We start from the raw sequence: 21,915 nt of genomic DNA, 5'->3' as shown, positions 1-21,915 counted from the left end.
CCGTCTCGGCCACCGGGCCGTCTCGGCCATCCGCAACACCACCCACCGCCGCACACACTCGACCACAACTCGACTACAATCAGTAACGGAGTAGGGAACTCCTCACGCACCGTAATTCGTTGCCGAAACAAGAGGAGGCGGCGGCGCACAGGCAGCGAGGCTCACAGCGGGAGAAGGGGGTCGAGTAATGCACCAACCAGCGCAGTCGCGTCTACACCCAGCAGTGCTCCTGGCCATGGGCCCGGGGATCGCCGAGCGGTTGCTCGGGCAGCCGCAGCGGGAGCGGCTGGAGAGCCTGGCCCGGACGGACCCTCGGGTCGTCGCGCACCGATGGGACGCGCCGGGGCCCGGGGTGGCCGCCGCGCTCGCCGAGGCGGAGGTGCTGTTCACCTGCTGGGGCGCACCGGCACTGACGGCAGAGGTGCTGGCCGCGGCGCCGCGACTGCGGGCCGTCGTGCACGCGGCCGGGTCCGTCAAGGACCATGTCACCGACGCCTGCTGGGCACGGGGCATCGCGGTCAGCTCGGCCGCCGGGGCCAACGCGCTGCCGGTCGCGGAGTACACCCTGGCCGCGATCCTCTTCGCCAACAAGCGCGTGCTGCACGCCGCCCACCGCTACCGCACCCTGCGCGCGCCGCACGACTGGCTGCGCGAGCTGGACGGCGCCGGCAACCACGGCCGCACCGTCGGCATCGTCGGGGCCTCCCGGATCGGCCGGCGGGTCGTCGAACTGCTGCGCCCGTTCGGACCACGGGTGCTGCTGTACGACCCGTATGTGGACGAGGAGGAGGCGGGGCGGCTGGGCGTGGAGCGGGTTCCGCTGGCGGAGCTGTGCGCGGGGAGCGACGTCGTCAGCGTGCACGCGCCGGAGGTGCCGGCCACCCGGCATCTGATCGGCGGGCGCGAGCTGGCGCTGATGCCGGACGGGGCGACGCTGGTCAACACCTCCCGCGGTTCGCTGGTGGACGAGGCGGCGCTGGTCGCCGAGTTGTGCAGCGGGCGGCTCTCCGCGGTGCTCGACGTCACCGAGCCCGCGCTCCCGGCCGCGGACTCGCCGCTGTACGAGCTGCCGAACGTGCTGCTCACCCCACATGTCGCCGGGTCGATGGGGACCGAGCTGCACCGGATGGCCGACCATGCGCTCGACGAGCTGGAGCGGTACGCGCGGGGGCTGCCGTTCGCGGATCCGGTGCGGCGGGAGGAGCTGGGGCACTCGGCCTGACCGGGAAGGGCTGGGGCACTCCGACTGACGGGGAGGGGCTGAGCACTCCGACTGACGGGACACCAGGAAAGGCGAGGGGTATGAGGGGCATGAGGGGCGCGAGGAACGCCTGACGCTCCGTCAAAATCTGATGTCCCGTCAGGGAGAGGCCCGGGAACGAGCCTCGTGAACGGGCAAGGCTCAGGAACGAACGAGGCTCAGGAACGGTCCGGAGCAGGACGTCGGGAACGGCCGGAGCCGGGCGTCAGGAACGGGCGAGGCCCGGCTCGCTGGGGAGCGGGCCGGGCCTCGTCGGGTGCCGGCGCGGGTGCGGCCGGCGGGAAGCGCGGGTCAGTGCGCGTGGCCGTGACCGTGGCCGGCCGCGGCGGGCTCCTCCTCTTCCTTCTTCTCGACGACCAGGGTCTCGGTCGTGAGCAGGAGGGAGGCGATGGAGGCGGCGTTCTCCAGGGCGGAGCGGGTGACCTTGACCGGGTCGATGACGCCGGCCTTGACCAGGTCGCCGTACTCGCCGGTGGCGGCGTTGAAGCCGTTGCCCTTGTCGAGCTCGGCCACCTTGGCGGTGATCACGTAGCCCTCCAGGCCGGCGTTCTCGGCGATCCAGCGCAGCGGCTCGACGGCGGCGCGGCGGACCACGGCGACACCGGTGGCCTCGTCGCCGTCCTTGCCGAGGTTGCCGTCCAGCACCTTGACGGCGTGGACGAGGGCGGAGCCACCACCGGAGACGATGCCCTCCTCGACCGCGGCGCGGGTCGCGGAGATGGCGTCCTCCAGGCGGTGCTTCTTCTCCTTGAGCTCGACCTCGGTGGCCGCGCCGACGCGGATCACGCAGACGCCGCCGGCGAGCTTGGCCAGGCGCTCCTGAAGCTTCTCGCGGTCCCAGTCGGAGTCGGTGGTCTCGATCTCGGACTTGATCTGGGCGACGCGGCCCTGGACGTCCTCGGCGTTGCCGCCGCCGTCCACGATCGTGGTGTCGTCCTTGGTGATGGTCACGCGGCGGGCGGTGCCGAGCACGTCCAGGCCGACCTGGTCGAGCTTGAGGCCGACTTCCTCGGCGACGACGGTGGCGCCGGTGAGGGTGGCCATGTCGCCGAGCATCGCCTTGCGGCGGTCGCCGAAGCCGGGGGCCTTGACGGCCACCGCGTTGAAGGTGCCGCGGATCTTGTTGACGACGAGGGTCGACAGGGCCTCGCCCTCGACGTCCTCGGCGATGATCAGCAGCGGCTTGGAGGCGTTCGCCTGGATGATCTTCTCAAGCAGCGGCAGGAGGTCCTGGATGGAGGAGATCTTGCCCTGGTGGATCAGGATGTAGGGGTCGTCGAGGACGGCCTCCATGCGCTCCTGGTCGGTGACCATGTAGGGCGAGAGGTAGCCCTTGTCGAAGGCCATGCCCTCGGTGAAGTCCAGCTCCAGGCCGAAGGTGTTGGACTCCTCGACGGTGATCACACCGTCCTTGCCGACCTTGTCCATCGCCTCGGCGATGAGCTCGCCGACCTGCGGGTCCTGGGCGGACAGCGCGGCGACGGCGGCGATGTCGGCCTTGTCGTCGATCGGACGGGCGGTCGCCAGCAGGTCGTCGGAGACGGCCTTGACGGCGGCGTCGATGCCCTTCTTCAGGGCGGCCGGGGAAGCACCCGCGGCGACGTTGCGCAGACCCTCGCGGACCAGCGCCTGGGCCAGCACGGTGGCGGTGGTGGTGCCGTCACCCGCGATGTCGTTGGTCTTGGTCGCCACCTCCTTGACGAGCTGGGCGCCGAGGTTCTCGTACGGGTCCTCGACCTCGACCTCGCGGGCGATGGTGACGCCGTCGTTGGTGATGGTCGGGGCGCCGAACTTCTTGTCGATGACGACGTTGCGGCCCTTGGGGCCGATGGTGACCTTGACGGTGTCGGCCAGCTTGTTGACGCCGCGCTCAAGGGCGCGACGGGCGTCCTCGTCGAACTTCAGGATCTTCGCCATGAGTTGCTTCAAGTCCTCTCGTTGCGATCGTCGGCCTCGCCGCCGTGACCGCTATCGCTCATCTCGCTCATACGAACTGCGCCCCTGCCCCGGTCGGTGAGAACGCGGGAACCAGGGGCGCAGATCAGGGCAAATCCGGGTGACTTACTTCTCGACGATCGCGAGCACGTCGCGAGCCGAGAGGACGAGGTACTCCTCGCCGCTGTACTTCACCTCGGTGCCGCCGTACTTGCTGTAGAGCACGACGTCGCCGACCTTGACGTCGAGCTCGACGCGCTTGCCGTCCTCGAAGCGGCCCGGACCGGTCGCCAGGACGACGCCCTCCTGGGGCTTCTCCTTCGCGGTGTCCGGGATGACCAGGCCCGAGGCCGTGGTCTGCTCGGCGTCGAGCGGCTGGACCACGATGCGGTCCTCGAGCGGCTTGATGGCAACCTTGGAGCTGGCGGTCGTCACGATCCGACCTCCCCCTTCGGAGATCTCACGGGGTTAACTGTCTGAGGTGGCGACCAGGTCGATCCGTCGTCGCGGGTGCCGGACCTGCCCGTCGCTGTGTTGGCACTCCCCAACGGAGAGTGCCAACGCTGAGACTATGACGCGGTTAGCACTCGGTCAAGCGGAGTGCTAGGGCCTGTCGCTCGGGGCGGCCGGTGTTCGCCCGGAGGGCGGGCGGGAGTCCGGTGGCCGGGGCCCCGGCCACCGGAGACGCGTACCGTGTCTGCTGCCGGTGGCCGGGCGTGGATTCCGACACACCTCCCGCCCGGCGGCAACCGTGCCCGCGGCCGCCCCCGTCTAGTCCCAGGGACCGCTGACCACCGGGCCGCGACCCGGCCGCCCCGCGGCCCTGACCATCGATGGCGGAGGAACCGTGCGTGGACTGACCAGCGCCCCCCTGGATTCGGGGGGACCGGAGAGCGACGCCGAACGCACCATGACGTTCACCGCGCTGGCCCATGCCCCGAACCGCCGGCGCACCGAGGCATGGCTGCTCGGCTTCGTCGTGCTGATCACCGTCTTCGGCTACGCCTACACCGAGCTGTCGATGAACGGGCGGCTCCCGGGCGGGCTGGCCGGCTTCGCGCTGAGCGTCTTCTTCATCGCGCTGGTACCGCACCTGGTCGTCCGGCGGTTCGCGCCGCGCGCCGATCCGCTGATCCTGCCGCTGGCGACGCTGCTGACCGGGATCGGGCTGGTGCTGCTGCACCGGCTGGACATCACCTACGCGGAGAAACCCCGGCTGAAGATCGCCCAGGCGGCGACCGGGCAGCTGGTGTGGACGGTCATCGGGGTCGCGGTCTGCATCGTGATCCTGATGGTGCTGCGCAACCACCGGCTGCTGCAGCGCTACATCTACCTGACGATGGCGGTCGCGCTGGTGCTGCTGATGGCGCCGGCGTTCTTCGGAGCGGACCAGTTCGGTGCCAAGCGCTGGATCCTGCTCGGGCCGCTGTCGCTGCAGCCCGGCGAGTTCGTGAAGATCATGATCGTGGTGTTCTTCGCGGGCTATCTGACCGTCAACCGCGACGCGCTGGCGCTGACCGGGCGCCGGGTGATGGGGATGCAGCTGCCGCCGGGCCGGCAGCTCGGGCCGATCTTCACGATCTGGGTGATCAGCCTGCTGGTGCTGATCTTCGAGCGCGACCTGGGCACCTCGCTGATCTTCTTCGGCGCCTTCGTGATCATGCTCTACATGGCGACCGAGCGGACGAGTTGGGTGGTCTGCGGTCTGCTGATGGCCGTTGTCGGCGCGGGGGTCGTCGGCTCGCTCGAACCGCATGTCCACGGCCGGGTCACCGCCTGGCTCGACCCCATGCGGGCCTTCACCGAGCAGGGCCGCGCACAAGGCATGTCCGACCAGCTCGGCCAGGCGCTGTTCAGCTTCGGCAGCGGCGGGATAGGCGGCTCCGGGCTCGGCCAGGGCCATCCCGAGCTGATCGGCTTCGCCGGCAACAGCGACTTCATCCTCACCACCGTCGGCGAGGAGCTGGGCCTGGCCGGGGTGATGGCCATCCTGCTGCTCTACGCACTGCTGGCCCAGCGCGGGCTGCGGGTGGGGCTGACCGCCCGCGACCCGTTCGGCAAGCTGGTGGCGGTCGGGCTCGCCGGGGCGCTGCTGCTCCAGGTCTTCGTCGTCACCGGTGGCGTCACCGGCCTGATCCCGCTGACCGGCAAGGCGCTGCCGTTCCTCGCCAAGGGCGGTTCGTCGCTGGTCGCGAACTGGGTGATGGTGGCGGTGCTGCTGCGGATCAGCGACAGCGCCCAGCAGCGGCGGGAGCCGGTCCGGCCGACCGCGCCGCGGCCGGACGCGGACGCGACGCAGCGGGTGCCGCGGGTCGGCGGGCCGGCGTCCGGGGCCTGACCGCGGGCGGCGCGACCGGCCCGCGGGACCGTCCGCGGACCGGTCCGGCCGCTGGCCCACAATGGTGCGGGTGACCGACCTCGACACCTTCTCCGCGCTGCTCGCCCCCGAGGGGCAGGAACTGCTGGCCGTCCTGCGGGACCACGACCCGGCGGACGAGCTGGCGGCCGCCACCCGGCTGCGCCGCGACCACCCCGCGCCGCTGGTCTCCGCGGCGCTCGGGCAGGCCCGGCTGCGGCAGCGGGCGGCCGCGAAGTTCGGCGCGGACGCCGCGCGGATGTACTTCACCCCCAACGGCGTCGAGCAGTCCACCCGCGCCACGGTCGCCGCCCACCGCGCCGGCCGGCTCGCCACGCTCGGCGTGCGGACCCTGGCCGACCTGTGCTGCGGGATCGGCGGCGACGCGCTGGCGCTGGCCCGGGCCGGTATCCGGGTGCTGGCCGTGGACCGCGATCCGCTGGCCTGCGCGGCGGCCCGGGCGAACGCCGAGGCGCTGGGCCTGGCGGAGCTGATCGAGGTGCGGTGCGCGGACGTCACGGAGGTCGACACCGCCGGCTACGACGCGGTGTTCGTGGACCCGGCGCGGAGGACCAAAGCACGCGGTGGCCGGATTTTCGATCCGGAGGCGTACGCGCCGCCGCTGTCCTGGGCGGTGGGGACGGCCCGTTCGGCACCGTACGCGGCGTTGAAGATCGCGCCGGGGGTGCCGCACGAGGCGCTGCCCGAGGACGCCGAGACGGAGTGGATCTCCGACGCGGGGGACGTGAAGGAGGCCGTCCTGTGGTTCGGCACGGGCCGGGGCGGCGCCCGCCGGGCCACCCTGCTGCCGGCCGGCGACTCCCTGCTCGGCGCCGGCCTCCCCGATCCCGAGCCGGGTCCCGTGGGCGACTGGCTCTACGAGCCCGACGGCGCGGTGATCCGCGCCCATCTGGTCGCCGACGTCGCGGAGCAGGTCGGCGGGCGGCTGATCGACCCGACGATCGCCTATGTGACGGCGGACCGGCTGGTGCCGACGCCGTATGCCACCGCCTACGCGGTCACCGACGTGCTGCCGTTCAATGTCAAGAAGCTGCGGGCGCTGCTGCGGGAGCGCGAGGTGGGCGTCGCGGTGATCAAGAAGCGTGGGTCCGCGGTGGAGCCGGAGGAGCTGCGGAAGAAGCTCCGGCTCGCCGGGCCGCACTCCTGCACGGTCTTCCTCACCCGGGTCGCGGGGGCGCCGACGATGCTGCTGGGGCACCCGGCCGGGGAGCGCGCCTGACGGCCGCTCAGGCCAGGTCCGGCAGGCCAGGTCGGTCAGGCCAGGTCGGTCAGTTCGTCGGCGTAGACCTGGGAGAGCGGCTGCGGGCCCACGTACTGCTGGCAGGCGCACTGCCGGGCCTCGTAACGGACGGGGCGGTCGTCCGCGTCCCAGGCGACGGCGGTCCGCACCGCCTCATGGCACCTGCCCTGCTTGTCGTGCTTGGCGAGGTGGTGCTCGCAGCCGCACACCGGGGCAGGCGTCCGGTCGGCGGCCTCCAGGGCCAGGCGGTCCTCCCGGCGCGCCTCGATGAGGGCCAGCTTGCGCTTGTGCCGGGTCTTCAGCGCCGTGCGGACCACGCTCCGCATCCGGGATCCGGCATAGAGCGCCGGCCCGGTCAGCATGAAGAGGTACCACCATTCCATCGCGCCGATCCCCCGTCGTCCCCGTGTGTGCGAGCGGGGCGGCTCCCCGCGCCCCGGCTCTCAGGATAAGGCGTCGCGCGGGGCCTCCCCCGGGCCCCTACGAGTACAGGTTGTCCTTGCTCAGCTCGTGGAAGTGGTCGTGGTCGTGCTCGTGGCCGTGGGTGTGCGCGTCCGGGTCCGGGACGTGGGTCTCGGTGACCGGCAGCGAGGAGTCGGCGGAGAGGTCCCAGGCGGACGCCGGGCGGTTGCGGGCCACCATCTCGGCGCCGAGGGCCGCGACCATCGCGCCGTTGTCGGTGCACAGCTTGGGGCGCGGCACCCGCAACCGGATGCCGGCGTCCTCGCAGCGGCGCTCGGCCATCGCCCGCAGCCGGGAGTTGGCCGCCACCCCGCCGCCGATCATCAGGTGGTCCACGCCGTTGTCCTTGCAGGCCCGGACGGCCTTGCGGGTCAGGACGTCGACGACCGCCTCCTGGAAGGACGCCGAGACGTCGGCGACCGGGACGTCCTCGCCGGCCGCCCGCTTCGCCTCGATCCAGCGGGCCACCGCGGTCTTCAGGCCGGAGAAGGAGAAGTCGTAGGCGGCGTCGCGGGGGCCGGTCAGGCCGCGCGGGAAGCGGATCGCCTCGGGGTCGCCGTCGCGGGCGATCCGGTCGATGACGGGGCCGCCGGGGAAGCCGAGGTTGAGCACCCGCGCCACCTTGTCGAACGCCTCGCCGGCCGCGTCGTCGATGGTGGCGCCCAGCGGCCGGACGTCGGAGGTGATGTCGGGGGCCAGCAGGAGGGAGGAGTGACCGCCGGAGACCAGCAGCGCCATCGTCGGTTCCGGCAGCGGGCCGTGTTCCAGCTGGTCGACGCAGATGTGCGAGGCGAGGTGGTTGACGCCGTAGAGCGGCTTGCCGAGGGCGTAGGCGTACGCCTTGGCGGCCGAGACGCCCACCAGCAGGGCGCCGGCCAGGCCGGGGCCGGCGGTGACCGCGATGCCGTCCAGGTCGGCGGCGGTGACGCCGGCGTCCTTCAGGGCGCGCTGGATGGTGGGGACCATCGCCTCCAGGTGGGCGCGGGACGCCACCTCGGGCACCACCCCGCCGAAGCGGGCGTGCTCGTCGACGCTGGAGGCGACCGCGTCGGCGAGGAGGGTGTGGCCGCGGACGACGCCGACACCGGTCTCGTCGCAGGAGGTCTCGATGCCGAGGACGAGCGGTCCGCCGCGGGAGTCAGCCATGTTCACGTTCCTTGTACGGAGGGTGCTTCGGAGGAGGTCTGGGAGGGGCGGCGCATCACCAGCGCGTCGACGTTGCCCGGCTGGTAGTAGCCGCGGCGGAAGCCGATCGGCTCGAAGCCGAAGCGTTCGTAGAGGCGCTGTGCACGGGTGTTGTCGACCCGCACCTCCAGCAGCACCTCGTGGCATTCGAAGTCGCCGGCGGCGGCGAGCAGTGCGGTCAGCAGCCGGGCGCCGAGGCCGGTGCCCCAGTGGTCGCGGGCGGTGGCGATGGTCTGGATGTCGCCGGTGCCGTCGATCGCGGCCAGCCCGCCGTAGCCGACGATCCTGCCGCCGGCCTCGGCGACGAGGTAGCGGCGGGTGGCCAACGGGCCGCGGGCGTGCGCGAGTTCGGACCAGAACATCCCGGGCGACCAGGCGTCCTCGGGGAAGAGGGCACGCTCCAGCGCCAGCACCGGCTCCACGTCCCACCAGCGCATCTCCCGCAGCTCGACGTGCGGGGACGGGCCGGTCACGTCGGGCCCGCTCACTTCGGGGTGACCACCTTGTAGTTGGCCGGCACCTGGGCGTCGGGGCGGCGCAGGTACAGCGGCCGCGGCGGCAGGAGCTCCTCGCCGGCGGCGAGCTTCTCGGCGGCCAGGCCGGCCAGCGCGGCGGCCGACTGGTGCGCGGGGCCGTCCCGGCGGACGCCGGTGAAGACGGTGTCGTAGAGCAGCGCGCCGGCGCCGACGGCCGGGACGCCGGCGACCTCGTCGGCGAGGTCGGCGGGGCGGTCGACGGCGGGCTCGGTCAGCCGGGTCCGCGCGTCGCCGTAGCGGGCCCAGTAGACCTCCTTGCGGCGGGCGTCGGTGGCCACGACGAAGGGTTCGGTCAGCCCGGAGGCGTAGGCGATGCCGTCGAGCGAGCACAGGCCGTGGACGGGCACGTCCAGCGCCGCCCCGAAGGTGGTGGCCGTCACCAGCCCCACCCGCAGCCCGGTGTACGGGCCGGGGCCCACGCCGACGACGATGTCGGTGACCTCGGCGAGCTTGTGCCCGGCCTCGGCCAGCACCCGGTCGACGGCGGGCAGCAGGAGTTCGCCGTGCCGGCGCGCGTCCACCTCGCCGGCGGCGGCGAGGGTGCGGGAGCCGTCGTGGAGCGCGACGGTGACGGCGGGGGTGGCGGTGTCAAGAGCTAGCAGCAGCACGCCTTAAAGACTACGGCGCGGCCGGCGGTGCCCGTTCCGGTGCTACCGTCGGTCCCCGGCCGGCTCCGGTCGGCCCCGTCCAGCACAGCCAGCCTCCCCGCCCGCGGGCGGGGTCGTACCGAAAGGTGGCACCGCGGTGCCCGCTAAGAGCAGCACGATCGTCACCGGTCTCACCGCGGCCGCCCTGGTCGCGATCGGCGTGCTCGGCTTCCAGGCGTCCGCGTCCGCCTCCGGTCCGCTGACCCCGGTCCGGGGCGACGCCCCGTCGGCCGGCGAGAAGCCCGCCGCCGGCGGCGGGCACGACAAGCAGGACAAGCCGCCGGCCACGGTCCCGGTCCCGGCGCAGTCGGGCACCGGCAAGCGCGTGGTGTACGCGCTGGGCGCCAAGCGGGTCTGGCTGGTCGGCGCGGACGGCGCGGCACAGCGGACGTTCGCGGTGGCGCCGAGCGCGGTGAGCCCGCGGCCGGGGACGTATCCGGTCACCTCGCGGTCGGTGAGCGTGACCGGCTCGGACGGGGTGGCGATCGAGCACGTGGTGCGGTTCGCCGGTGTCGACGGCGTGGTCGTCGGTTTCAGCGCGGCGGTCGACGGCTCCACTCCGACGCCGGGCGGTGCGCACGCGAAGAAGACCGGCGGCATCCGGGAGTCGCGCGAGGACGGCGCGGCGCTGTGGGACTTCGCGGTGCGCGGGGTGAAGGTCGTCGTGGTGCGCTGAGCCCGCGCGCGGGCCCGGCCGCTTCGTCCCTGTGGGTTACGCGGCGTCGCGTCCCGGGGTGGACGGCCCGCCCTCGGGCCGGGTGCCGCCGCGCGCCCCGGCCGCCCCGGGGTTTTCCGCGTCGCCGTTCTCGCCGTTGTCGCCGTTGTCGGCCTTCTCCTCCACCACGCCGTTCCGTTTCTCCGCGCGGGTGTCCTTCGCGGCGTCCTTCGCGGTGTCGGGCGGGGTGGAGACGGCGGTGGCCGCGGCGCAGGCCGCGAGGAGTTCGTTCATCGTCGGCGGGGTCTTCCGCGCGTCCTCGGCGCGCGCGGCCGCCGCGACGGGGCCGCCCGCGCGCCGTGCGGGCGGGGGTGAGGGCTGGTGGGGGGACATGGACGCCTCCCGGGCTCCTGGGCAAGCAACAGCGGTCAGGCTCTACTTAGGCACACCTAACCAGGCTTCTCGCACCCCATGTGACCACGCCCGGGCCCGCGGATGCAACATCTTGCCGACGGCCTGTCGGAAACTACCGCGACGGATGGCCCGACAAGGGCCCATATGCCCCGTTCGTCAGCAGATCGTCAGCAGATCTCCAGCTCCGGAAGCCCGGCGTCCGCCCAGCGCGCACCGACCCCGGTGACCGTCACCTCGCGGACGTCGTCCACGTCCTCCTCGGGGTGCCCGCCCAGTCCGCCGGGGGCGTCCGCCCCCACGGCCCGCCCGATGACGACATGCAGCCGGTCCTCCGCCAGCTCCTCGACCTTGCCCTCGCCCCACTCGACGACCACCACCGACTCCGGCAGCGAGACGTCGAGGTCCAGGTCCTCCATCTCGTCCAGGCCGCCGTCGAGGCGGTAGGCGTCGACGTGCACCAGCGCCGGGCCGCCGGTGAGCGACGGGTGCACCCGGGCGATCACGAAGGTCGGCGAGGTCACGGCGCCCCGCACGCCCAGGGCCTCGCCCAGGCCGCGGGTGAGCGTCGTCTTGCCCGCGCCCAGCTCACCGGTGAGCAGCACCAGGTCGCCGGGGCGCAGCAGCGGCGCCAGGCGGCGGCCCAACTCCTGCATCTGATCGGGGGACTTGACGGTTACGCGGGCGGTGGCGCCAGTGGTGCTCATGCCGCAAATGGTACGGCGCGGACGGGCCCGCGGTCCTGCACCGGGCCGGGGAGCGGCGCCCGGATCCGGGAGCGGCGCCCCGGTCCGGCTTCAGGCCCGCGCGCCGCGCGACCCGCGGGCCGCCGCGCCCACCCGCTCCACCAGCGCCACCAGGTGGTCGTTGACCAGCTCGGGCCGCTCCAGCATCACCAGGTGCCCGGCCTCCGGGACGCACACCAGCTCCGCGTCGGGCAGCACCTCGGCGATGGTCCGGCTGTGCTCGGCCGGGGTGATCAGGTCCTTCTCGCCGGCGAGCACCAGCGCGGGCACCGCGTCGTACGCCACCAGCGCCTCGGTCTTGTCGTGCACCGCGAACGCCGGGAAGAACTCGGCGACCACGTCGATCGGCGTGGCCTCGATCAGCCGCTCCCCGAACCGCGCGATCGCCGGATCCACGTCCTGGGTGCCGAAGGAGTAGCGCTTGATCAGCCCCGCGAAGAGATCGGCCGTGGCCCGCCGCCCGCGCTCGACGATCTCGCTCTGCCGGCCCAGTGCCTTGAGCACCCCCGGCGCCAGCCAGTGGAACGCCTTGGAGCCCATCGACGGCAGCCCGAACCCGACCTCGCTCAGCCGGCCCGCGGACGTCCCGATCAGCGCCACGCCGACCACCCGCTCCGCGACGTACTCGGGGAACTGGTCGGCCAGCGCCATCACCGTCATGCCGCCCATGGAGTGTCCGACCAGCACGATCGGGCCCTCGGGCACCGCGGCGTCCAGCACCGCCTTCAGGTCCCGGCCCAGCAGGTCGATGGTGACCGGTTCCGTGCCGTCGATCTGGGCGTGGCCGCGGCCCGAGCGGCCGTGGCTGCGCTGGTCCCAGTGGACGGTGCGCAGGGTGCCGCGCAGCGCGGCGCGCTGGAAGTGCCAGGAGTCCTGGCTCAGGCAGTAGCCGTGGCTGAAGACCACCGTGGGCGCCGGGGAGCGCCGCCCCAGGGCCGCCAGGAGGCGCCTGTGCAGCCCGCTCCGGGCGTCCTGGGCGGCCCGGGCCGGCTTGCCGGCGCGCCCGCCCTTGGTGCCGTTGACGACCGTCCTGCCGCCCTTGGGGGCCTTGGGCGCCGGGCCGTCCGCCACCTCGTCGACCTCGTAGTACAGCTCGGTGCCGTCCTCGGCGATCGCCGCGCCCGGGGTGCCGCGCAGGGTGCCGTAGGGGCCGGACGCGTCCAGCGCCAGCCGGGCCCGGCGGCGCATCCCGCGGCCGACCGTCAGCCGCTCTATGGCCACCCCGGCCGCGGCGCCCGCCGCGACCACGCCGATCGCCAGGCCGGCGATGCCCGCCTGGCGGCCCGCCCGGGCCCAGTTCCCGGCCGCCTCCGCGGCCGTCTCCACGGCGTGCGCCGCCGCCTCCGTGCCATCCGTCATGCCAGACCCCCCGTGAGCGCGGTGTCGTCCTCGCTGCGGCCCCCGCCCTGGGCGGGCACCTCGCTGTCCACATAGACGCGCGGCACCCGCTTGCCGATCCGCGTGACGATCTCGTACCCGATCGTGCCGGCCGCCCGCGCCCAGTCCTCCACGCTCGGCTCGCCGCGGTCGCCGGGCCCGAACAGCACCGCCTCGTCGCCGGGCTCGGCGTGATCGCCGCCCAGATCGACGACGAACTGGTCCATCGCCACCCGCCCGGCGACCGTCCGCCACTTCCCCGCGACCAGCACCGGGCCCGTCCCGGAGGCGTGCCGCGGGATGCCGTCGGCGTATCCCAGCGGGACCAGCGCCAGCGTCGTCTCCCCCGGCGTCGTGTAGTGGTGCCCGTACGAGACGCCGTGCCCGCCCGGCGCCCGCTTGACCGACGCCAGGGACGCCGCCAGCGTCATCACCGGCCGCAGCCCGAAGTCCTCCGGCGTGCCGATCTCGGGGCTGGGCGAGACGCCGTAGACCCCGATCCCGCTGCGTACGAGGTCGAAGTGGGACTCGGGGAGGGTGAGCAGCGCCGGGGTGTTGGCGAGGTGGCGCACCTCCGGGCGCAGCCCGGCCGCCTCGGCGACCGCCAGCGCCCGGCGGAACTCCGCCAGCTGGGCGGCGATCGACGGGTGTCCGGGCTCGTCGGCGCAGGCGAAGTGCGACCAGACGCCGGTGACCTTCAGCAGACCCTGTGCCTCGGCGGCGCGGGCGGCGGCGGTCAGCTCCGTCCAGTCCGCGGGCGGGCAGCCGTTGCGGCCCAGCCCGGTGTCGATCTTGAGCTGGACGCGGGCGGCGCGGCCGCAGGCCCGCGCGGCGTCCGCGACCTCCCGCAGCGCCCACATGCCGCTCACCGAGACATCGACGTCCTGCTCGATCGCCCGGCCCCAGGGGCCGCCGGGCGTCCACAGCCAGCACAGCAGCCGGCCGGTGTCCCCGGCCGCGCGCAGCGCCAGCGCCTCCTCGGGGAGCGCCGTGCCCAGCCAGGGCGCGCCGGCCTCCCGGGCGGCGCGGGCGCAGCGGATCGCGCCGTGGCCGTAGGCGTCGGACTTGACGACCACCATCAGCTGCGCCCCGGGGGCGAGGTCGCGCAGTGCGCGGACGTTCGACCGCACGGCGGCGAGGTCGATGGCGGCACGGGCTCGCTTCGCTGTCTCGTTCATCCCCCTCAGTGTCGCAGGCGAGGCGCTCCGGCGGCCGCCTTCCCGCGTTGTGGTGGCGGCGCGGTTCGTATTCCGCCACCGCCGGCCGGCCCGCGCGGACCCCTCGGACACGCCCTACGCCAGCACGTTCGCCCATGCCTCGCGCAGGGCGCCGGCGACCTCCGAGGCGGCGATCGGCTCGCCGTGCGGAGCGGACGCGTGGCGGCCCGCGAGGCCGTGCAGATAGGCGCCCACCGAGGCCGCGTCGCGCGGCGCGAGGCCCGCGGCCAGCAGCGACCCGGCCAGGCCGGAGAGCACGTCGCCGCTGCCGGCGGTGGCGAGCCAGCCCGTGCCGGTGGGATTGACCCGCACCGGAACCCCGGCGTCCGGATCGGCCACCAGCGTCGTCGAGCCCTTCAGCAGCACCGTCGCCCCGAACCGCCCCGCCAGCTCCCGCACGGACTCCAGCCGCGCCGCCTCGACCTCCTCACGGCCCCGCCCCAGCAGCGCCGCCGCCTCCCCGGCGTGCGGCGTCAGCAGGGTCCCGGCGGTCCGCCGCCGCACCCGATCGGGCGTCAGGAACCGCAGCCCGTCCGCGTCCACCAGCACCGGCACGTCCGCCGCCAGTACGTCGTCCAGCCCCGCCGACTCGTCGCCCAGGCCCGGCCCGACGACCCACGCCTGGACCCGGCCCGCCTTCCGCGGCGGCCCGGCGTGCACCAGCGTCTCCGGGAAGCGCGCCAGCACCGCGTCGGCCGCCGGCCCCACGTACCGCACCGCCCCGGCGCCGCCGCGCAGCGCGCCGGCCACCGCCAGCACCGCCGCCCCCGGATAGCGCGCCGACCCGGCGACCACCCCGACCACGCCCCGCCGGTACTTGTCGCTCTCCGCGGCCGGCCGCGGCAGCAGCTCCGCCACGTCCGCGTGCTGGAGCGCCTCCACGTCGGCGACGGCCGGCGGGCGCAGGCCGATGTCCACCAGCCGCAGCGCGCCGGCCCGTTCCCGCGCCGGGTCGATCAGCAGGCCCGGCTTGTACGCGCCGAACGTGACGGTGGCGTCCGCCCGGACCGCGTCCCCGGGGACCTCGCCGGTGTCGGCGTCCACCCCGCTCGGCAGGTCCACCGCCACCACGGTCGCCGCCTCCCGGGCCGCGCGGGCGAGCCGGGCGGCCTCCGGGCGCAGCCCGCCGCGGCCGCCGATGCCGACGATGCCGTCCACCACCAGATCCGCCCGGCCGAGGTCGCGCGGCGGGTCGGCCGACACCCGGCCGCCGGCCGCGCGCAGGGCCGCCAGGCCACCGGCGTGGGCCCGTTCCGGCGCGAGCAGCACGGCGGCCACCCCGGCGCCGCGGCGGGCCAGCCGGGCGCCGGCGTACAGCGCGTCCCCGCCGTTGTCGCCGCTGCCCACCAGCAGCACCACCCGGGAGCCGTACACCCGGCCCAGCAACTCGGCGCAGGCGACGGCCAGTCCGGCCGCGGCCCGCTGCATCAGGGCCCCCTCGGGCAAACGGGCCATCAGCTCCTGCTCGGCGGCCCGCACGGTCTGAACGCTGTAGGCAGTCCTCATGCGGCCAGTCTCACACCGGAGCGGGACGGGGCGGAGCATCACGGGCCCGCCCGCCCGCCCACCTCGCACGCCAACTGACGTGACATCAGGTCTCTGCCCGTGCAGGCCCCTACCCCTCGGCGATCACCACCGCCGAGGCCACCCCCGCGTCATGACTGAGCGACACATGCCAGGACCGCACGCCCAGTTCCTCGGCGCGGGCCGCGACCGTGCCGCGCACCCGCAGCCGCGGCCGGCCGCTGTCCTCCACGTACACCTCGGCGTCCGTCCAGTGCAGCCCGCCCGGCGCACCCAGCGCCTTGGCCACCGCCTCCTTGGCGGCGAACCGGGCGGCCAGCGAGGCGATGCCGCGCCGCTCACCGCTCGGCAGTGTCAACTCCGTCCCGATGAACAGCCGGTGCGCCAGTTCCGGCGTCCGCCGCAGCGCCGCCTCGAACCGGTCGATCTCCGCGACGTCGATCCCGACCCCGATGATCACCCGGTCACTCCACCGTCACGGACTTGGCGAGGTTGCGCGGCTGGTCGACCTCGTTGCCGCGGGCGGTGGCCAGCTCGCACGCGAACACCTGCAGCGGCACCGAGGACACCAGCGGCTGGAGCAGCACCGGCGTCCGCGGGATCCGGACGAGGTGGTCGGCATACGGGACCACGGCCTCGTCGCCCTCCTCGGCGATGACGATGGTGCGGGCGCCGCGGGCCCGGATCTCCTGGATGTTGGAGACGATCTTGTCGTGCAGGACGGACCGGCCGCGCGGCGAGGGGACGACCACGACGACCGGGAGGTCCTCCTCGATCAGCGCGATCGGGCCGTGCTTCAACTCGCCGGCGGCGAACCCCTCGGCGTGCATGTACGCCAGTTCCTTGAGCTTGAGCGCGCCCTCCAGCGCCACCGGGTACCCCACGTGGCGGCCCAGGAACAGCACGGTGTTCTTGTCCGCGAGGGAGCGGGCCAGCTCGCGGACCGGCTCCATGGTGCCGAGGACCTGCCGCACCTGCGTGCCGATGGCGGCGAGTTCGCGCACCACGTCCCGGATCTCGTCGCCCCACTTGGTGCCCCGCACCTGCCCCAGGTACAGCGCGACGAGGTAGACCGCGACCAGCTGGGTCAGGAACGCCTTGGTGGAGGCCACCGCGACCTCCGGCCCGGCGTGCGTGTACAGCACCGCGTCCGACTCGCGGGGAATCGTCGAGCCGTTGGTGTTGCAGATGGCGAGCACCTTCGCGCCCTGCTCGCGGGCGTGCCGCAGCGCCATCAGGGTGTCCATGGTCTCGCCGGACTGGCTGATGGCGATCACCAGCGTGCGGTCGTCCAGGATCGGGTCGCGGTAGCGGAACTCGCTGGCCAGCTCGGTCTCGCAGGGGATCCGCGTCCAGTGCTCGATGGCGTACTTGGCGATCATCCCGGCGTGGTAGGCGGTGCCGCACGCCACGATGACGACCTTGGTGACCTCCCGCAGCACCGCCGGCGGGATCCGCACCTCGTCCAGCGAGAGCACCCCGGCCGCGTCCACCCGGCCCAGCAGGGTGTCCGCGACCGCCTTCGGCTGCTCGGCGATCTCCTTGAGCATGAAGTAGTCGTAGCCGCCCTTCTCGGCGGCCGAGGCGTCCCAGTCGACGTGGTACGCGCGGACCTCCGCGGGCGCCCCGTCGAAGTCGGTCACCGTCACCCCGTCCCGGCGCAGCTCCACGACCTGGTCCTGGCCCAGCTCGACGGCTTCCCTCGTGTACGCGATGAACGCCGCCACGTCCGAGGCCAGGAACGCCTCGTCCTCGCCGATGCCCACCACCAGCGGGGAGTTGCGGCGCGCGCCGACGACCACGTCCGGCGCGTCGGCGTGCACCGCGACGAGGGTGAACGCCCCCTCCAGCCGCCGGCACACCAGCCGCATCGACTCGGCCAGCTCCCCGCACGACGAGTACGCCTCGGCCAGCAGGTGCGCGACCACCTCGGTGTCGGTCTCGGACGTCAACGCGTGCCCGCGGTCGGTGAGTTCGGCGCGCAGCGCGGCGAAGTTCTCGATGATGCCGTTGTGGACGACGGACACCCGGCCGGCGTTGTCGAGATGCGGGTGGGCGTTGGCGTCCGTCGGCCCGCCGTGCGTCGCCCACCGGGTGTGGCCGATGCCCACCGTGCCCGAGGGCAGCGGCCGGTCGGCCAACTCCTTCTCCAGATTGGCCAGCTTGCCGGCCTTCCTGGCCGCGGCCAGCCCGCCGTCGGCCAGCACCGCCACCCCGGCCGAGTCGTAGCCCCGGTACTCCAGCCGCCTCAGCCCGGCCAGCACCACCTCAAGGGCGCTCTGCCCGCCCACGTATCCCACGATTCCGCACATGGGGGCAGCCTAAGGGTTGTTCCCCTACCTTCCGCGGGCCATCCGCTCCCGTGCCTCCCGGACCCGTTCGAGGAGTTCCTCGTCGGCCTCCGGGTCGGGGCCCGGCTCGTGGCGGTCCAGGAACTCCGTCAGACCTGCCAGGTCCCCGCCGAGGTCCTCGTCCGGGAACTCCTCGGCCAGCTCGGCGTGCACCCGCGCCGCGAAGCCGTCCGCCGCGGCCCGCGCGCCCGCGGCCCGCAGCCGGCGCTCCCGGGCCCGCTCGCGCAGCAGTTCCCTCAGGCGTGCCCGCACGCCACCCCCCTGTGTGCTCCACGGCGCGCCCCCTGCCGCCGCCCCCGGCCACCGACCGTACCGGGCGCCCGCCCACCGGGTACAGACGCGCAGGTCCGGCCGCACCGGGCGGCGCCGGCACCACCCCGCCGCGGAACGCCCGGGCCCGCCGCGGACAATGGGCCCGTGCCTCTGACGACGGATCCGCAGCAACGACGCCGCTCCGACAGTTCGCCGTACGTCGACCTGACGCGTGCCGAATGGAGCGCCCTGCGGGAGAAGACGCCGCTGCCGCTGACCGCCGAGGAGGTCGAACGGCTCCGCGGCCTGGGCGACGTCATCGACCTCGACGAGGTCCGCGACGTCTACCTCCCGCTCTCCCGGCTGCTCAACCTCTACGTCGGCGCCACCAGCAACCTGCGCGGCGCGCTCAACACCTTCCTGGACGACACCGGCAACGGCCACGGCTCGCAGCCCGGCACCCCGTTCGTCATAGGGGTCGCCGGCAGCGTCGCGGTCGGCAAGTCCACCACCGCCCGGCTGCTCCAGGCGCTGCTGGCCCGCTGGCCCGAGCACCCGCGCGTCGAGCTGGTCACCACCGACGGCTTCCTCCACCCCAACGCCGAACTGCACCGGCGCGGGCTGATGTCCCGCAAGGGCTTCCCGGAATCCTTCGACCGCCGGGCGCTGACCCGCTTCGTCGCCGACGTGAAGTCCGGCAAGGCGGAGGTCACCGCGCCCGTCTACTCACACCTGATCTACGACATCGTGCCCGGCGAGCGGCTCACCGTGCACCGGCCCGACATCCTCATCGTCGAGGGCCTCAACGTCCTCCAGCCGGCCCTGCCCGGCAAGGACGGCCGCACCCGGCTGGGCCTCGCCGACTTCTTCGACTTCTCCGTCTACGTGGACGCCCGCACCGAGGACATCGAGCAGTGGTACCTCGGCCGCTTCCGCAAGCTGCGCGCGACCGCCTTCCAGAAGCCGTCCTCTTACTTCCGCAAGTACACCCAGGTCTCCGAGGAGGAGGCTCTGGACTACGCCCGCATGATGTGGCGCACCGTCAACCGGCCCAACCTGGAGCAGAACGTGGCCCCCACCCGCGGCCGCGCCAACCTGGTGCTGCGCAAGGGCCCGGACCACAAGGTGCAGCGGCTGTCGCTGCGGAAGCTGTAGACATGGCAGCGGGGTCGCTCCCGTGGGGCGGTGGCACCGCCGCACGGGAGCGACCCCGCCCGGACGAACTCCGTTACCCCAGCGCGGACTTGACCGCGTCGGCGAGCCGCTGGGCCACCGCCCGCGCCTGCTCGGCGTCGGCCGCCTCGACCATCACCCGGACCAGCGGCTCGGTGCCGGACGGCCGCAGCAGCACCCGCCCGGTGGCGCCCAGCTCCCGCTCCGCCTCGGCGACCGCCGCGGCCAGCTCGGCGGAGCTGCCCACCCGCGACTTGTCGACGTCGGGGACGTTGATCAGCACCTGCGGCAGCCGCTCCATCGCGGCGGCCAGCTCGGCCAGCGGCCGCCCGGTCGCCGCGACCCGCGCCGCCAGCATCAGGCCGGTCAGCGTGCCGTCGCCGGTGGTGGCGTGGTCCAGCACGATGACGTGCCCGGACTGCTCGCCGCCCAGCGCGTAGCCGTGGGCCTTCATCTCCTCCAGGACGTACCGGTCGCCGACCGCGGTCTGCACCAGCTCGATGCCCGCGCCCTCCATGGCCAGCTTGAAGCCCAGGTTGGACATGACGGTCGCGACGACGGTGTTCTTGCGCAGCGTGCCGGCCTCGCGCATGCCGAGCGCCAGCACGGAGAGGATCTGGTCGCCGTCGACCTCCGCGCCGGTGTGGTCCACCGCCAGGCAGCGGTCGGCGTCGCCGTCGTGCGCGACACCCAGGTCGGCGCCGTGCTCCACGACCGCGGCCCGCAGCTTGTCGAGGTGGGTGGAGCCGCAGCCGTCGTTGATGTTCAGCCCGTCCGGCTCGGTACCGATGGTGACGACCTCGGCACCGGCCCGCGCGAACGCCTCCGGCGAGACCCGGGCCGCGGCACCGTGCGCCCCGTCGATGACGATCTTCAGCCCGTCCAGGCGGTTGGGCAGCACCCCGACCAGGTGCGCGACGTACTTGTCGAAGCCCTCGCCGTACTCGTCGACCCGGCCCACCCCGGCACCGGTCGGCCGCTCCCACGGCTCGCCGGAGCTGTGCGCGCGGTAGGTCTCCTCGATGCGGTCCTCCAGCTCGTCGGCGAGCTTGTGGCCGCCGCGGGCGAAGAACTTGATGCCGTTGTCCGGCATCGGGTTGTGGCTGGCGGACAGCATCACGCCCAGGTCGGCGCCGAGCACCCCGGTCAGATGCGCGACCGCCGGGGTCGGCAGCACGCCCACCCGCAGCACGTCCACCCCGGCGCTCGCCAGGCCGGCGACCACCGCGGCCTCCAGGAACTCCCCCGACGCGCGCGGATCGCGCCCGACCACCGCCACCGGCCGATGGCCTTCGAACGTGCCTGCCTCGGCCAGCACGTGGGCCGCCGCGACCGACAGGCCGAGCGCCAGCTCCGCCGTCAGGTCCGCGTTGGCGACGCCGCGCACACCGTCCGTGCCGAAGAGTCGTGTCACTGCTGTCCTCCATTGCGATCCGCCAGGCGCCGTCCCGGACGCCCGCCGCTGAGTGCCTAAACGAACGCCCCGGCCAGCACTCAGCGTGCCGCCGGGGCGAACGTGCCGTACAAGCAGGCAGCGATTAGCGCTTGCTGTACTGCGGAGCCTTGCGGGCCTTCTTGAGACCGGCCTTCTTGCGCTCGACCGCACGGTCGTCACGCTTGAGGAACCCGGCCTTCTTCAGGGCGGGACGGTTGGCGTCCACGTCCGCCTCGTTCAGCGCACGGGCCACGCCCAGGCGCAGCGCGCCGGCCTGGCCGGAGATGCCGCCGCCGGCGATGCGGGCGATGACGTCGTAGCGGTTGTCCAGCTCGAGCACCTTGAAGGGCTCGTTGACTTCCTGCTGGTGCACCTTGTTGGGGAAGTAGTCCTCAAGGGTGCGGCCGTTGATCTTCCACTGGCCGGAGCCGGGGACGATCCGCACGCGGGCGATGGCGTTCTTGCGGCGGCCCAGGCCGGCGGCCGGCTGCGGCTCGCCGAAGCGGGACGCGAGGGACTCGGAGGTGTACTCGCCCTCCACGACCTCGGTCTCGGTGGTGTACTGCTCGACCTCGACCTCGTCCAGCGGGGTCTCGGGGGTGGTCTCAGCCACGATGCTTCCTCAGATTCTCTGTCGTCTTGGGGTGGCCGGACTTACTGCGCGACCTGGGTGATCTCGAACGGGACCGGCTGCTGCGCAGCGTGCGGGTGCTCGGCACCCGCGTAGACCTTCAGCTTCGAGAGCATCTGACGGCCGAGGGTGTTCTTGGGGAGCATGCCCTTGACGGCCTTCTCGACGGCCTTCTCGGGGTTCTTGTCCAGCAGCTCGTCGTAGCGGACGGAGCGCAGACCACCCGGGAAGCCGGAGTGGCGGTAGGCCATCTTCTGGGTGCGCTTGTTGCCGGAGAGGTGCACCTTGTCGGCGTTGATGATGATGACGAAGTCACCGGTGTCAACGTGAGGGGCGTAAACCGGCTTGTGCTTACCCCGCAGGAGGGACGCGGCCTGGCTGGCCAGACGGCCCAGGACGACGTCCTGCGCGTCGATGATGTGCCACTGGCGCTGAACGTCGCCGGGCTTGGGGCTGTACGTACGCACGTCTTAGCCTTCGCTTCGTGAGTTGGGTACCCC

22 protein-coding genes are annotated in these 21,915 nt (G+C 73.7%); 5 read left to right on the top strand and 17 right to left on the bottom strand.

Annotated features, from left to right (window positions below):
- The first annotated feature begins 187 nt into the window (after positions 1 to 187).
- Entirely contained in the window at positions 188 to 1,222 is a 1,035-nt protein-coding gene (locus tag ACRAS8_RS20315) for a hydroxyacid dehydrogenase (protein ID WP_438487418.1), read from the top strand.
- 330 nt (positions 1,223 to 1,552) lie between these two features.
- Here the strand turns inward: ACRAS8_RS20315 and groL are convergent, their stop codons facing one another.
- On the bottom strand, positions 1,553 to 3,178 hold the full coding sequence (gene groL, locus ACRAS8_RS20310) for a chaperonin GroEL (protein ID WP_438487417.1): 1,626 nt from the start codon (positions 3,176 to 3,178) through the stop codon (positions 1,553 to 1,555).
- A 144-nt stretch (positions 3,179 to 3,322) separates the two neighbouring features.
- Complete coding sequence (gene groES, locus ACRAS8_RS20305) at positions 3,323 to 3,631, bottom strand: co-chaperone GroES (protein ID WP_233658908.1); 309 nt, start codon at positions 3,629 to 3,631, stop codon at positions 3,323 to 3,325.
- A gap of 475 nt (positions 3,632 to 4,106) precedes the next feature.
- Here groES and ACRAS8_RS20300 point away from each other — a divergent pair, with 475 nt between their 5' ends.
- On the top strand, positions 4,107 to 5,534 hold the full coding sequence (locus ACRAS8_RS20300) for an FtsW/RodA/SpoVE family cell cycle protein (protein WP_438490546.1): 1,428 nt from the start codon (positions 4,107 to 4,109) through the stop codon (positions 5,532 to 5,534).
- A gap of 61 nt (positions 5,535 to 5,595) precedes the next feature.
- Complete coding sequence (locus ACRAS8_RS20295) at positions 5,596 to 6,792, top strand: class I SAM-dependent methyltransferase (protein WP_438487416.1); 1,197 nt, start codon at positions 5,596 to 5,598, stop codon at positions 6,790 to 6,792.
- 35 nt (positions 6,793 to 6,827) lie between these two features.
- Here the strand turns inward: ACRAS8_RS20295 and ACRAS8_RS20290 are convergent, their stop codons facing one another.
- From ACRAS8_RS20290 to tsaB, 4 genes are all read right to left on the bottom strand, one after another.
- Positions 6,828 to 7,196, bottom strand: coding sequence for a hypothetical protein (locus ACRAS8_RS20290; protein ID WP_438487415.1), 369 nt, complete (start codon positions 7,194 to 7,196; stop codon positions 6,828 to 6,830).
- Between the two features lie 97 nt (positions 7,197 to 7,293).
- Positions 7,294 to 8,421 carry a tRNA (adenosine(37)-N6)-threonylcarbamoyltransferase complex transferase subunit TsaD gene (gene tsaD, locus ACRAS8_RS20285; RefSeq protein ID WP_438487414.1) on the bottom strand — a complete coding sequence of 376 codons (1,128 nt, stop codon included), beginning with the start codon at positions 8,419 to 8,421 and terminating at the stop codon, positions 7,294 to 7,296.
- Positions 8,422 to 8,423: 2 nt separating this feature from the next.
- Positions 8,424 to 8,897, bottom strand: a complete 474-nt coding sequence (gene rimI / locus ACRAS8_RS20280; RefSeq protein WP_438490545.1) for a ribosomal protein S18-alanine N-acetyltransferase — start codon at positions 8,895 to 8,897, stop codon at positions 8,424 to 8,426.
- A 47-nt stretch (positions 8,898 to 8,944) separates the two neighbouring features.
- Positions 8,945 to 9,604, bottom strand: a complete 660-nt coding sequence (gene tsaB / locus ACRAS8_RS20275) for a tRNA (adenosine(37)-N6)-threonylcarbamoyltransferase complex dimerization subunit type 1 TsaB (protein WP_438487413.1) — start codon at positions 9,602 to 9,604, stop codon at positions 8,945 to 8,947.
- 136 nt (positions 9,605 to 9,740) lie between these two features.
- On the opposite strand from tsaB, the gene ACRAS8_RS20270 reads away from it, so the two are divergent.
- Positions 9,741 to 10,319 carry a hypothetical protein gene (locus ACRAS8_RS20270; protein ID WP_438487412.1) on the top strand — a complete coding sequence of 193 codons (579 nt, stop codon included), beginning with the start codon at positions 9,741 to 9,743 and terminating at the stop codon, positions 10,317 to 10,319.
- 36 nt (positions 10,320 to 10,355) lie between these two features.
- Here ACRAS8_RS20270 and ACRAS8_RS20265 read toward each other — a convergent pair whose 3' ends face one another.
- From ACRAS8_RS20265 to ACRAS8_RS20230, 8 genes are all read right to left on the bottom strand, one after another.
- Positions 10,356 to 10,691 (bottom strand): hypothetical protein, encoded by a 336-nt coding sequence (locus tag ACRAS8_RS20265; protein WP_438487411.1) that lies wholly within the window; start codon positions 10,689 to 10,691, stop codon positions 10,356 to 10,358.
- A gap of 188 nt (positions 10,692 to 10,879) precedes the next feature.
- Positions 10,880 to 11,416: a tRNA (adenosine(37)-N6)-threonylcarbamoyltransferase complex ATPase subunit type 1 TsaE gene (tsaE, locus tag ACRAS8_RS20260; RefSeq protein WP_438487410.1), complete on the bottom strand. Its 537-nt coding sequence runs from the start codon at positions 11,414 to 11,416 to the stop codon at positions 10,880 to 10,882.
- Between the two features lie 90 nt (positions 11,417 to 11,506).
- A complete protein-coding gene (locus tag ACRAS8_RS20255; RefSeq protein WP_438487409.1) occupies positions 11,507 to 12,814 on the bottom strand; it encodes an alpha/beta fold hydrolase in 1,308 nt (435 codons plus the stop codon).
- On the bottom strand, positions 12,811 to 14,010 hold the full coding sequence (gene alr, locus ACRAS8_RS20250; RefSeq protein WP_438487408.1) for an alanine racemase: 1,200 nt from the start codon (positions 14,008 to 14,010) through the stop codon (positions 12,811 to 12,813). Before alr ends, ACRAS8_RS20255 begins: the two co-directional genes overlap by 4 nt.
- 114 nt (positions 14,011 to 14,124) lie before the next feature.
- The gene (locus ACRAS8_RS20245) at positions 14,125 to 15,555 is read right to left on the bottom strand and encodes an NAD(P)H-hydrate dehydratase (RefSeq protein WP_438487407.1); all 1,431 of its coding nucleotides are present in this window, start codon (positions 15,553 to 15,555) and stop codon (positions 14,125 to 14,127) included.
- Between the two features lie 109 nt (positions 15,556 to 15,664).
- Positions 15,665 to 16,033, bottom strand: a complete 369-nt coding sequence (locus tag ACRAS8_RS20240) for a holo-ACP synthase (RefSeq protein ID WP_221905349.1) — start codon at positions 16,031 to 16,033, stop codon at positions 15,665 to 15,667.
- Between the two features lie 4 nt (positions 16,034 to 16,037).
- Positions 16,038 to 17,885, bottom strand: coding sequence for a glutamine--fructose-6-phosphate transaminase (isomerizing) (gene glmS / locus ACRAS8_RS20235; protein WP_438487406.1), 1,848 nt, complete (start codon positions 17,883 to 17,885; stop codon positions 16,038 to 16,040).
- 24 nt (positions 17,886 to 17,909) lie between these two features.
- Entirely contained in the window at positions 17,910 to 18,176 is a 267-nt protein-coding gene (locus tag ACRAS8_RS20230; protein ID WP_438487405.1) for a hypothetical protein, read from the bottom strand.
- A 165-nt stretch (positions 18,177 to 18,341) separates the two neighbouring features.
- Here ACRAS8_RS20230 and coaA point away from each other — a divergent pair, with 165 nt between their 5' ends.
- Positions 18,342 to 19,331, top strand: coding sequence for a type I pantothenate kinase (gene coaA / locus ACRAS8_RS20225; protein ID WP_438487404.1), 990 nt, complete (start codon positions 18,342 to 18,344; stop codon positions 19,329 to 19,331).
- 73 nt (positions 19,332 to 19,404) lie between these two features.
- Here coaA and glmM read toward each other — a convergent pair whose 3' ends face one another.
- From glmM to rplM, 3 genes are all read right to left on the bottom strand, one after another.
- Positions 19,405 to 20,763: a phosphoglucosamine mutase gene (gene glmM / locus ACRAS8_RS20220; RefSeq protein WP_438487403.1), complete on the bottom strand. Its 1,359-nt coding sequence runs from the start codon at positions 20,761 to 20,763 to the stop codon at positions 19,405 to 19,407.
- A gap of 124 nt (positions 20,764 to 20,887) precedes the next feature.
- Complete coding sequence (gene rpsI / locus ACRAS8_RS20215; protein ID WP_221905354.1) at positions 20,888 to 21,397, bottom strand: 30S ribosomal protein S9; 510 nt, start codon at positions 21,395 to 21,397, stop codon at positions 20,888 to 20,890.
- Positions 21,398 to 21,438: 41 nt separating this feature from the next.
- Positions 21,439 to 21,882, bottom strand: a complete 444-nt coding sequence (rplM, locus tag ACRAS8_RS20210; protein WP_221905355.1) for a 50S ribosomal protein L13 — start codon at positions 21,880 to 21,882, stop codon at positions 21,439 to 21,441.
- Between the last annotated feature and the right edge of the window lie 33 nt (positions 21,883 to 21,915).

This window comes from Streptomyces sp. S186, from assembly GCF_051603415.1.
GTDB lineage: Bacteria > Actinomycetota > Actinomycetes > Streptomycetales > Streptomycetaceae > Streptomyces.
This window is presented reverse-complemented; position numbering and strand designations above follow the sequence as displayed.